The sequence below is a fragment of the Nonomuraea mesophila genome, from assembly GCF_004352805.1.
Taxonomy (GTDB): Bacteria; Actinomycetota; Actinomycetes; order Streptosporangiales; family Streptosporangiaceae; genus Nonomuraea; species Nonomuraea longispora.
In genome coordinates, this window is sequence record NZ_SMLD01000030.1 from 15,638 (window position 1) to 27,074 (window position 11,437).

Annotated in this window: 11 protein-coding genes; 7 read left to right on the forward strand and 4 right to left on the reverse strand. The window is 73.7% G+C overall.

Annotated features, from left to right (window positions below):
• The first annotated feature begins 71 nt into the window (after positions 1-71).
• Positions 72-485, forward strand: a complete 414-nt coding sequence (locus E1295_RS14215) for a hypothetical protein (protein ID WP_132630741.1) — start codon at positions 72-74, stop codon at positions 483-485.
• A gap of 69 nt (positions 486-554) precedes the next feature.
• On the opposite strand, the gene E1295_RS14220 is transcribed toward E1295_RS14215, so the two are convergent.
• Positions 555-1,469, reverse strand: a complete 915-nt coding sequence (locus tag E1295_RS14220; protein WP_132630742.1) for a LysR family transcriptional regulator — start codon at positions 1,467-1,469, stop codon at positions 555-557.
• Between the two features lie 106 nt (positions 1,470-1,575).
• Between E1295_RS14220 and E1295_RS14225 the strand changes: the two genes are divergently transcribed.
• From E1295_RS14225 to E1295_RS14235, 3 genes are all read left to right on the forward strand, one after another.
• On the forward strand, positions 1,576-2,400 hold the full coding sequence (locus tag E1295_RS14225; protein WP_132630743.1) for an isocitrate lyase/PEP mutase family protein: 825 nt from the start codon (positions 1,576-1,578) through the stop codon (positions 2,398-2,400).
• A gap of 72 nt (positions 2,401-2,472) precedes the next feature.
• Positions 2,473-3,381 carry an aldo/keto reductase gene (locus E1295_RS14230; RefSeq protein ID WP_220448706.1) on the forward strand — a complete coding sequence of 303 codons (909 nt, stop codon included), beginning with the start codon at positions 2,473-2,475 and terminating at the stop codon, positions 3,379-3,381.
• A 100-nt stretch (positions 3,382-3,481) separates the two neighbouring features.
• A complete protein-coding gene (locus E1295_RS14235) occupies positions 3,482-4,015 on the forward strand; it encodes a GrpB family protein (protein ID WP_132630744.1) in 534 nt (177 codons plus the stop codon).
• Here the strand turns inward: E1295_RS14235 and E1295_RS14240 are convergent.
• A complete protein-coding gene (locus E1295_RS14240; RefSeq protein ID WP_166427219.1) occupies positions 3,973-5,835 on the reverse strand; it encodes a bifunctional copper resistance protein CopD/cytochrome c oxidase assembly protein in 1,863 nt (620 codons plus the stop codon). The genes E1295_RS14235 and E1295_RS14240 overlap by 43 nt on opposite strands.
• A gap of 211 nt (positions 5,836-6,046) precedes the next feature.
• Here E1295_RS14240 and E1295_RS14245 point away from each other — a divergent pair, with 211 nt between their 5' ends.
• The 3 genes from E1295_RS14245 to E1295_RS14255 all read left to right on the forward strand — a co-directional run bounded on the left by E1295_RS14245 (position 6,047) and on the right by E1295_RS14255 (position 9,080).
• Positions 6,047-7,162: an acyltransferase family protein gene (locus tag E1295_RS14245; RefSeq protein WP_132630746.1), complete on the forward strand. Its 1,116-nt coding sequence runs from the start codon at positions 6,047-6,049 to the stop codon at positions 7,160-7,162.
• A 42-nt stretch (positions 7,163-7,204) separates the two neighbouring features.
• Positions 7,205-8,023, forward strand: coding sequence for an aldo/keto reductase (locus E1295_RS14250; RefSeq protein ID WP_342775866.1), 819 nt, complete (start codon positions 7,205-7,207; stop codon positions 8,021-8,023).
• An 85-nt stretch (positions 8,024-8,108) separates the two neighbouring features.
• Positions 8,109-9,080: an NAD(P)-dependent alcohol dehydrogenase gene (locus tag E1295_RS14255; protein WP_132630748.1), complete on the forward strand. Its 972-nt coding sequence runs from the start codon at positions 8,109-8,111 to the stop codon at positions 9,078-9,080.
• 45 nt (positions 9,081-9,125) lie between these two features.
• On the opposite strand, the gene E1295_RS14260 is transcribed toward E1295_RS14255, so the two are convergent.
• Both E1295_RS14260 and E1295_RS14265 read right to left on the reverse strand, forming a co-directional pair.
• The gene (locus E1295_RS14260) at positions 9,126-10,010 is read right to left on the reverse strand and encodes an aldehyde dehydrogenase family protein (protein WP_246080036.1); all 885 of its coding nucleotides are present in this window, start codon (positions 10,008-10,010) and stop codon (positions 9,126-9,128) included.
• Positions 10,003-11,430 carry an aldehyde dehydrogenase family protein gene (locus E1295_RS14265; RefSeq protein WP_220448712.1) on the reverse strand — a complete coding sequence of 476 codons (1,428 nt, stop codon included), beginning with the start codon at positions 11,428-11,430 and terminating at the stop codon, positions 10,003-10,005. The genes E1295_RS14260 and E1295_RS14265 overlap by 8 nt, the downstream gene beginning before the upstream one ends.
• Positions 11,431-11,437 lie beyond the last annotated feature (7 nt).

Here is an 11,437-nt window from a genome sequence, read left to right on the forward strand (position 1 = left end):
CCCGCCGTACAGGGCAGAGGCGAACCCCTTGAGGCTCCTTGCGGCCTCGATGCGGACCGAGGAGGTGACCCATGGCGAAGACCTGGCGCGAACGCCCCGCCGCCTGCGGCGACGACCGGCCGGGCGTCCACGGCGCACCGCACACGACCGGCAGCCGGTCGCCGGGCACTCCCAAGCCGGACGAGGGGCCCACGTACGGGCGGGGATCCGGCGGGCGGCCCCTGTGGAGCGAACGCGACCGCGACGCCGAACGCATCGGCGCGGTCCTGCGCCGGTCCGGGTGCGCCGCGACGGGCGGTGGTGACGGGTTCGCCGTCGAGGGCGGGCACGACGGCGTCTTCCTGGTGACCTTCGCCGAGCGGCACCTGCCCGCCGCGGGCGGGATGGAGGCCTGCGTGCGCGCGCTGGTCCGGGCCGGCATGTCGGCCGAACCGCAGCCGGGCGACGCGCGTACGCTCCGCGTCAGGACCCGCCCCATCGGCTGATGACGGGCTTGGGCGGCCCGCGAGTCCAGTACGCCGGGCGGGCGGCCGGTCACAGCGCCGGCCGGCCCGTCAGTCCAGTACGCCGGGTGTGTGGTCCCGCAGCACTTCCAGGAACGCAGCCGCCGGCCGGCTCCAGTGGCCGCGCCGCCGGCGTACGGCGACCACGGGCAGGGCGGCGTCCAGGTCGTCCACCTCGACCGCCCGCAGGCTGCCGATCCGCAGCTCCTCCCTGACGCTGCTGACGGGCATGAGCGCGACGCCGAGACCGGCCTGCACCAGCCGCTTCTGCGCGGTGAGGCTGTCGACCCTGGTGATCGGGGCGCCGGCCAGCCCCATCGCGGGCAGCCGGCGGTCGAGCAGGTGGCCGAAGGAGTCGGGCTGTCCCCGCTCGGGCGGGAAGCCCAGCCATCGCTCGCCCTCGAAGGCCCGCAGGCCGGGCAGGCGGCGGGCGGTGACGGGATGCGCGGCGGGCACGACGACCAGGAGTTTCTCGACGCCGAGCGGGATGGACTCGAGCTTGGGGTCGGCGTCGGGGAAGTAGCGCAGGCCCAGGGTCGCCTCGCCGCCGCGGACCAGGGCGCTCACCTCGCGGCTCGTGGCGGTGCGCAGCTCGACCGAGGACTCGGGGAAACGCGACTCGAACGTGCGCAGCGCCTCGACGAGGTGCGAGTCGGCCAGGGTGCCGACGATGGCCAGGCTGAGGGTCTCGGAGCCGCCGGGCCGCTCGGCCGCCTCGCGCACGGCCCGCTCGCCGTCGCGGATCGCCGCCAGCGCGGCCTCCGCGTACGGCAGCAGCGCCCGGCCCGCGTCGGTGAGCACCACGCTGCGGCCGGTCCGCTCGAACAGGGCGGCGCCCAGCGACTGCTCCAGTTCGCGGATGCGGCGGCTGATCGCGGGCTGGGACCGGTTGAGCTTCCTGGACGCGTCGGTGAACCCGCCCAATTCGGCGATGGCGGTGAACGCCTCGATCTCCTCGACAGTCACACCTATCAGTATTCCTGATCGCGTACATCACTTCCATGCATTTGACTGATGCCTCTCCGAGCGGCGAGAGTGAGGGCATCACCGCAGCTCACGATGGGAGAGCACCATGACCGACCAGACGGCCCGCGCGACGCGCTTCCGGGCGCTCCACGACGGCCCTGAGCCGTTCCTGCTCCCCAACCCGTGGGACGCCGGCACGGCCAGGCTGCTGGCCTCGCTGGGGTTCGACGCCCTCGCCACCACCAGCCTCGGCGTGGCCAACCAGGCCGGCCGCACCCGGGCCTCCCGGCAGGACGTCCTCGACAACTGCCGCGTCATCAGCGAGGCGACCGCGCTGCCCGTCAACGCCGACCTGGAGAACGGCTTCGCCGACGACCCCGCCGAGGCGGCCGGGATGATCGCGGACGCCTGCGCCTGCGGGGTGGCCGGCGTGTCCATCGAGGACGCCACCGGCGACCGCAGGACGCCGATCTACGACTTCGGGCTCGCCGTCGAGCGCGTGCGGGCCGCCGTCGAGGTCACGCGCGGGCTGCCCGTCCCGCTTGTGCTGACCGCCAGGGCCGAGAACCTGCTGTACGACGCGGGCGGGCTCGACGACACCATCCGGCGTCTCCAGGCGTTCGAGGAGGCGGGCGCCGACGTCCTGTACGCTCCGGGGCTGCGCACGCTCGACGAGATGAAGGCGGTCGTCTCCTCCGTCGGCAGGCCGGTGAACGTGGTGATGGGCTTCGCCGACCCGGCGATCACGCTGGAGCAGCTCGCCGGGATCGGGGTGCGCAGGGTGAGCATCGGCGGCGCCCTGTCCCGGTACGCGCTCGGCGCGTTCCTCGACGCGGCCACGCAGATGCGCGACGGCCGGTTCGGGTTCGTCGCGGACGTGCCGCCGATGGGCGGGCTCCTCCGCGCGTTCGAGCCGTACTCCACCCCCTGAGGGGGCCGCCCCGGCGGCGCATGACATGATCGTCGGCAGGATCACCGCGGAGCGCGTGCGAAGGAGCGGGACATGCCGGATCAGCAGGGCCGCCGCGTGCCCGGCAGCGAGGTGCCACTTCAGCCGCTGACCGTCGGCACGTCGGCTCTCGGCGCAGGCCCCGGCGACGAGGCGCTGGCCGAGATGATGGTGGCGGGCCGTTTCCGCCAGCTCGACACCTCCAACAACTACGCCGGCGGGCGCTCGGAGAAGCTGATCGGCACCGCGCTCAAGCAGGCGCCCGACGGCGTGACGATCTTCTCCAAGGCCGACCGCGACCCCGACACCGGCGTGTTCGACGGTGACCGGGTCATGCGGTCCTGGGAGGAGACGACCTCCCGCCTCGGCGTCGAGACGTTGCCGATCTACCACCTGCACGACCCGATGACCATCACGGTCGGCGAGGCGATGGCCCGAGGCGGCGCCGTGCCCGCCCTGGTGGCGCTGCGCGAGCAGGGGCTCGTCGGGGCGATCGGCATCGCCGTCGGCGGCGGCACCATGGTGGAGGACTACATCCGCACCGACGCGTTCGACGCGGTGCTCACCCACAACCGCTACACCCTGGTCGACCGGCGCGCGGAGGAGATCCTGCGGCTCGCCACGGAAAGGGACATGACGGTCTTCAACGCCGCTCCCTTCGGCGGCGGCATCCTGGGCGGCTCGGCACGGCACGCCACCCGCTACGGCTACCGGAGGGTCTCCCCCGAGTTCGCCGCGCACGTCGAGCGGCTCAAGGCGCTGTGCGAGCGGTGGGGCGTCACGCTCGCCGCGGCGGCGCTGCACTTCTCCCTCGCCGAGCCCCGCATTCACTCCACGGTCGTCGGCGTCACCTCGGCCGAGCGACTGGCCCAGCTGGGGAGCCTCGCCGACACGGTGATCCCCGACGGGTTCTGGGCGGACCTGGCGGCGCTCGGAGACCCGCCTCCCTCGCCGATCGACTGACACCCGCCCGTTTTGGCGGCCCGCCGCCGGATGGCGGAGAATCTCCCGCTGTGACCCACCGGTCACGCGAACCGGAGATCTTCGAGGAGCTGAGGCAGGCATGACCATCGTCATCGTGGACTACGACGCGGCGTGGCCGTCGCTGGCGGAGCAGGCGTGCGAGGAACTGCTCGTGGCGCTGCCGGGGGTCTTCCTGGAGATCGAGCACGTGGGGAGCACCTCCGTGCCCGGCCTCGCGGCCAAGCCGATCATCGACCTGATGGCCTCGGTGCCCGCCCTGGAAGCGGTGTCCGATCGCGAGCGGGCGCTGACGGGCCTCGGCTACCACGGCGAGGAGACGGGCATGCGCGAGCGGCTGTTCTACTTCCGCGCGGACGCCTCGGGCCGGCGCAGTCACCACCTGCACGTGGTGCGGGCCGACACGTGGGACACCCGTAACGAGCGGCTGCTGCGCGATCACCTGAGAGCCCATCCGCGGGCGGCCTCCGAGTACGCCGCGCTCAAGCGCCACCTGGCCGGCGACGACGTGGACGTCGCGGCCTACACCCGGGCCAAGACGGAGCTGATCCAGCGGCTCGTCGACGAGGCCCGTCAGGCGCGCGGCCTCCCCCTCGTCCCCGTGTGGGAGGAGTGACCGTCGGCGACGCGCTCCCGGGCGCGCACGCGCGCCGCCTGCCGTTCCAGGGCCAGCCGTACGGCGAGCGGCGCGAAGGCGAGCAGCGGCACGATCAGGTGAACGGCGCCGGCCAGGCGCTGGTCGGCCACCGGCACGCCGGCCTCGGCCGCCTGCAGGAACCAGTCGGCCGCGACGCGGGGCCCCGTCAGCAGGTACGCCCCGAGCGCCAGGTGCACCACGGCGGCCACCGCCAGCAGCCGGGCCCGCGCGGCCCACGGGAACGGCCGGGGCAGCGGGTCGGCGCCCGCCAGCACCCACGACACGGCCAGCCCGAGCCCGAGGAACAACGCCACGGTGGCCAGGTGGGAGCCGTAGGCGGACAGGGACCACGGGAGCCACGCGGTCCCGTACAGCAGCAGGAACAGCACCGGGTACGCGGTCAGCAGCAGGCCGGGCCGGACGATCCGGCGTCCGAAGGCGCGCGAGCCGAGGTCGCCGTACTGGGAGGAGGGGCCGGTGGCCCGTGCCGCCAGGGTGACGGGAGCCCCCAGGCAGAGCAGCAGCGGAGCGACGACGGTGAGCGTGACGTGCTGCAGCGCGTACGCGGACGCCATCGCCCGCGCGTACCCGCCGACCCCGCCGACCAGCGCCAGCGCGACCAGGACCAGCCCGGCGTGCCAGGCGAACGAGCGGGCCGGCGGCCAGCCGGCCGCCCTGCGCATGCCCGCGAGGTAACCGGCGGCGGGCAGCGCGAGCAGCAGCAGGACCAGCGGGTCCAGCCGTACCTCGGTGATCAGCGCGCCGGGGGTGAACGGCGCGAGCTCGTACTCCAGCACGCCGTGCGCCGCATGGCCGTCGCCGCCCACGGGCGGCGGGGTGCGGGACAGGCCCACGGCCAGGCCCATCGCCGCCGCCATCACGGCCATCTCGCCCGCCGCCAGCCGGACGAAGGTACGCCGCACCCCGCGATCCGTCACGCCCATGACGGTGCGGCGGCGGTGGTTCCAGCCGAACCAGCCGAGCACCGCCAGCACGGCGACCTTGCCGAGCAGGAGCCGGCCGTAGCCGCTCTGCCACAGGTCGGACGGCGTCTCCAGCCGCACCCAGCCGCCGGCCAGGCCGGAGAAGGCCACCGCGGCGAAGCAGCACAGCGCGATCGTGCTGAACCTCGCCAGCACGACGGCCAGGTCACCGGACCGGCGGAAGTGCACGAGCACCGCGTACAGGCCGCCCACCCACACCGACACGCCCACCAGGTGCGCCATCAGGGCGGAGATCGCGACGTCGTGGTCGGCCGCCGAGGCGGCGTGGCCCACGTACGCGGGCGGCAGCAGCGCGCCCACGGCCGGCACCAGCGGCAGCCACCGGGGCAGGCGCGGCACCAGCGTGGCCAGCGCCACCACGAAGGTCACGGCCACCACCACCAGCAGCGCCCTGGTCTGAGGCAGCGACGTGCCGTAACCGAGGAGGTGCGAGGCGGCGAGGACCCGCGCGGGAGGCAGGGCGAAGAACGTCGACAGGGTCAGCACGTAGCCGGCGAGGGAGGCGAACGCCCAGCCGAGCGCCCACCATCCGGCCGCACGCACGCACCGCGCCGCCTCCGGGGAGCCCGCCGGGGCCAGTACGCCCGCGGCCAGCAGGGCGCCGACGCACGCCACGGCGCACAGGTCGTGCCCCAGCCGCGCCAGCGGCAGGCCCCACTCGGCGAGCGGCCCCGCGGAGGGCAGCCCGGCGATCTCCGGCGTGCCCGCGCCGCCGCCGAACCACAGGACGGAGACCAGCACCACGACGCCCACGCCGAGCACGGCACCGGCGTGAACTGGCGCGGAAGCTCTCATCGCCACCCCGCAACGTCCGTCTGGACCGGCCGGCCCCGGACGCCTGCGGTCCGGTGACCGTGGTGCGTGGCCCACATGATCCCACAGCGGACGGACCGTGACCATGTTCGCGGCAGCGCACGTTCTGAGGTACGCAGCGTCAGGCCGGGCGGTTCAGCCACCACCCAACCCAAAGGCAGGAAATAGTCACTAATGTCCTAGAATCCGGCAGATGTTCGCGGCCCCCCACCGGCTGGCCTGGCTGGACGCCCTCCGCGGGCCGGCCGCGCTGGCCGTCACCATGCACCACGCCGGCTGGACCTACCTGCCCGCCGTGTGGGCGGAAGTTGACCGCCGGATCGATCTCGGCACGTGGGGCGTGTTCGTGTTCTTCCTGGTCAGCGGGTACATCATCCCCGCCTCCCTGGAGCGGCGAGGCGACCTGCGCGCCTTCTGGACCGGCCGGGCCTTCCGCCTTCTCCCGCTGCTGCTGGCCGCCTGCGCCCTGGCCGTCCTGCTCGCCTGCGCCGGCCTGCCCGTCCTCGACCCCGGGCTCGGGCAGCGCCCCCTGGCCGTGGTCCTGCTGGGCAACCTGACCATGACGCAGGAACTGCTCAACCTGCCCGCCGTCATCGGCGTGATGTGGACGCTCTCGTACGAGATGGCGTTCTACCTGATGTGCGTCGCGCTGTTCGCGGCCGGGCAGGCACACCGGTCGGCCTGGATCGCCGGCGGCCTGGCGCTGCTCGCCGTGCCCCTGGGGCTGCTGCTGCCGGGGACGTCGGTCAAGGGCGGCGCCGACCTCATGGCCGCGCTGCTCGGGCTCGCGGTCGTCACCGCCATCGCGGTCACCGTGCTCGGCCGCGGCGGGGGGCGTACCATGGCCGCGGTCGCCGGCGGTCTGCTCGGGCTGGCGCTGGTGATCCTCGGCAGCCGGGGCGGCACCTGGCAGGGCGTGATCATCCTGGCCTCGATGTTCACCGGCACGGCGGTCTACCGGGCCGAGCGGGGCACGACCTCCTGGCGTACGGCCGCGCTCGCCGCCGCGGCGGTGCTGGCGTGCGGGATCCCCGCCAAGGACGACCCCGCCTGGGCCCCGGCGCTCGTGCTGGCCTTCGGCGTCTTCACCCTCGGGCTCGCGCTGCGCGGCCGGGCGTTCCCCCGCTGGCTGACGGAGCTCGGCGTGATCAGCTTCTCCCTCTACCTGCTGCATCCGCTCCTGCTGCACGTGCTCCCGGACCTCACGCTGTACCTCCTCGTCCTGATCCCGCTGTGCCTGGCGAGCCACCGTCTCGTCGAGGCCCCCGCCCAGCGCCTCGGCAGACGCCTGACCGCCGCCCGCACCTGACCCGGCCCTGAGCGGATTGACCTGGAGCGCGCTCCAGCCGCCATCGGGCGGGGCGCCATGCCCATGTCGGTGGCCGGGCACATGCCCGACGAGGCCCAGTCGATCCGCACCCTTCTGGCCGCCCATGACGCCGGTGCGACGTTGATCGACACGGCAGATGCCTACACACCGTCGCACGACGACGTCGGCCACAACGAACGCCTGGTCGCCAAGGCGCTGGCCCAGTGGCGGGGAGACGCCGGCAGCGTGCTCGTCGCCACCAAGGGCGGGCACACCCGCACGCCGGGCGGCGGCTGGAGCAAGGACGGCCGCCCGTCTTATCTCAAGCAGGCCTGCGACCGCTCGCTCAAGGCGCTCGGCGTGGACAGCATCGGCCTCTACCAGCACCACCGGCCCGACCCGGAGGTGCCGTACGAGGAGACCATGGGCGCGCTGAAGGACCTGCACGACGCCGGCAAGATCCGGATGGCGGGCATCTCGAACGCCGACCCCCAGCAGATCAGGACCGCCCACGACATCCTGGGCGAGCGCCTGGTGAGCGTGCAGAACGAGTATTCGCCGCGGTTCCGCTCCAGCGAGCCCGAGATCGACGTCTGCGCCGAGCTGGGCCTGGCCTTCCTGCCCTGGTCGCCGCTGGGCGGCATCGGGCGTACCGGGGAGCTGAGCGAGCGGCACGCCGCCTTCTCCGAGATCGCGAAGGAGCGCGGCGTCTCCCCGCACCAGGTCTGCCTGGCCTGGGAGCTCGCCCGCAGCCCCGTGGTCATCCCCATCCCGGGCGCGAGCCGCCCCGAGAGCATCGTCGACTCGCTCGCCGCCGTGGACCTGGAGCTCAGCGCGGAGGAACTGGCCCGCCTCGGCTGAGACCCCCGCCGGGCGCCGCCGCGAGCCGGAGGAACCCCGGCTCACGGCCGGCGCGCCCGCCGGGGACGCTGGCTAGAATCCGGACATGAAAGCCGCGGTGCGATTACGTTACGGCCCGCCCGACGTGGTCGGTGTGACCGAGATCGACAAACCCACGGTCAAGCCGGACGAACTGCTCATCAAGGTGCACGCGACCACGGTCAACCGCACCGACTGCGCCCTGCGCGCCGCCAAGCCGTTCCTGTGGAGGTTCTTCGCGGGTTTCCTCCGGCCGCGGATGCGCGTGCTCGGCAACGAGTTCGCCGGGGAGATCGAGGCGGTGGGCGGCGAGGTCACCGCCTACAAGGCCGGCGAGCGGGTGTTCGGCTACAACGACGCCACGTTCGGCGCCCACGCCGCCTACATGACCGTCTCCGAGAAGGGCACGCTCGCCACCATCCCGGCCGGCCTGAGCTACGAGGAGGCCGCGCCCAGCACCGAGGGCTCGCACTACGCCCTGTCGATCATCACGGCCGCACGGATCAGGGAGGGCCACGACGTCCTGGTCTACGGCGCGACCGGGGCCATCGGCTCGGCCGCCGTCCAGCTGCTGAAGACGCTCGGGGCCGTCGTGACCGCGGTCTGCGACACACAAACCATGGAGCTCGTACGCGGGCTCGGCGCCGACCGGGTCATCGACCGCACCACCACCGACTTCACCCGCGACCCCGGCCGCTACGACGTCGTCATCGACGCGGTCGGCAAGAGCACGTTCGGCCGCTGCCGGCGGCTGCTGAAACCGCGGGGCGTCTACGCCGCCTCCGACGTCGGCCCGATGTGGCAGAACGTGTTCCTCGCGCTCGTCACCCGGCCGCTCGGCGGCAGGAGAGTGCTCATCCCCCTGCCGAAGCACGACCGGGACACGGCGCTGCGTTTCCGCGACCTGATCGAGTCGGGCCGGTTCAGGCCGGTCATCGACCGGCGATACCCGCTGGCCGACATCGTCGAGGCGCACCGCTACGTCGACTCCGGCCAGAAGATCGGCAACGTCGTGATCACCATCGACCACCCCGGCTGAGCGGCGACCACCCGGCCGGGCGCGGAGCGCGCCCGGCCGGAGCCGTCACACGCCCATCGGGTGCCAGACCGTCTTGGTCTCCACGAAGGGCCGGATGCGGGCCACGCCGGGATCGGCGTCCGGCCAGTCGTCGTGGCGGCCCGGCCGTACGACCCGCTTGAGCGTGCCCGCCGCCAGCTCCTCCAGCTCACCGGCGAGCTCGCCCGCCCCGGCCAGGTCCAGGGCGTTCACGTCGGCGTGCCCGGCCAGCGGCGGCGCCAGCTCGCGCAGGCGGCCGGTCAGGATGTTGACGACGCCGCCGGGCAGGTCGGAGGTGGCCAGCGCCTCGGCGAGCGTGACGGCGGGCAGCGGCGCCCGCTCGCCGGCCACCAGCACCGCCGTGTTGCCCGCGGTGATGACGGGCGCGAGCACCGCGACCAGGCCGAGCAGCGGGGAGCCGGCCGGCGCGAGGATGCCCGCGACCCCGGTCGGCTCGGGCTGGGAGTGGTTGAAGTAGGGGCCCGACACCGGGTTGGCCGCCCCGAGCACCTGGCCGAGCTTGTCGGCCCAGCCGGCGTAGTAGACCCAGCGGTCGACCGCGGCGGACACCACGCCCTGGGCCCGCGCCTCGCTCATGCCCTGGGCCGCGGCCACCTCCGCGGCGAACTGCGCCCGGCGGCCCTCCATCATCTCGGCGATCCGGTAGAGGATCTGGCCGCGGTTGTAGGCGGTGCGGCCCGACCAGCCGGGAAAGGCCTTGCGCGCCGCCACGACGGCGTCGCGCACGTCCTTGCGCGAGGCCAGGGCCGCGTTGGCGAGGTGGACTCCGCGAGAGGATGTCACCGGGTACGACCTGCCTGATTCCGAACGCGGGAACGCCCCGCCGAGGTAGAGCTTGTACGTCCTGCGCACGGCCACGCGAGCCGGCGCGGAGGGGGTCCTGTCAGCCAAGGTATGCCTCCAGCCCGTGCCGGCCGCCCTCGCGGCCGTAACCGGACTCCTTGTAGCCGCCGAACGGGCTGGCGGGATCGAACACGTTGAAGGTGTTGGACCACACGACGCCGGCGCGCAGCCGGCTCGCGGTCCACAACATGCGGGAGCCCTTCTCCGTCCACACCCCGGCGGACAGCCCGTACGGCGTGTTGTTCGCCTTGGCCACGGCCTCCTCGGGGGTGCGGAAGGTGAGCACCGACAGGACCGGCCCGAAGATCTCCTCGCGGGCGATCCTGTGCGCCTGGGTCACGCCGGTGAACACGGTGGGCGGGAACCAGTAGCCGCGCTCCGGGATCGGGCACGCGGGCGACCAGCCGCTCGCGCCCTCCGCCTCGCCGGCCGCGGCCAGCTCGCGGATCCTGGCCAGCTGCGCGGCCGAGTTGATGGCGCCGATGTCGGTGTTCTTGTCCAGCGGGTCGCCGAGCCGCAGCCGCTCGATCCTGGCCCGCAGCCTGGCCAGCAGCTCCTCGGCGATCGACTCCTGGACCAGCAGCCGGGAGCCGGCGCAGCACACGTGGCCCTGGTTGAAGAAGATCCCGGAGACGATGCCCTCCACGGCCTGGTCGACGGCCGCGTCGTCGTACACGATGTTGGCGCCCTTGCCGCCCAGCTCCAGGGTGAGGCGCTTGGACGTGCCGGCCACGGCGCGGGCGATCTCCTTGCCGACGCCGGTCGAGCCGGTGAAGGCGACCTTGTCCGCGTCCGGGTGGGCGACCACCGCCCGGCCGGTGCCGCCCGCGCCGGTCACGATGTTGACCACGCCGGGCGGCAGCTCCGCCTCCTGGCAGATCTCCGCGAACGCCAGGGCGGTCAGCGGGGTGGTCTCGGCGGGTTTGAGCACCACCGTGTTGCCGGTCGCCAGCGCGGGCGCGACCTTCCAGGCGAGCATCAGCAGCGGGAAGTTCCACGGGATGACCTGCGCGGCCACGCCGAGCGGGCGCGGTGACGGGCCGAGTCCGGCGTGCGCGAGCTTGTCCGCCCAGCCCGCGTGGTAGAAGAAGTGGGCCGCGACCAGGGGAAGGTCGATGTCGCGGGTCTCCTTGACGGGCTTGCCGTTGTCGAGCGATTCGAGCACGGCCAGCTCGCGGGCGCGTTCCTGGATGATGCGCGCGATCCTGAACAAGTATTTGCCGCGCTCGGCGCCGGGCAGCGGCGACCACACCCGTTCGAAGGCCCGGCGGGCGGCGGCGAAGGCGCGGTCCACGTCGGCGTCGGACGCGGCGGCCACCTCGGAGAGCGGCTCCTCGTCGGCCGGGTTGACCGTCACGATGCGCTCGTCGCTCTTGGCCTCGGTGAACTCGCCGTCGATGAACAGGTCGTACGCCGGCCGGATGGTCACGATCGACCGTGACTCCGGCGCGGGCGCGTAGTCGAAGATCTCCACG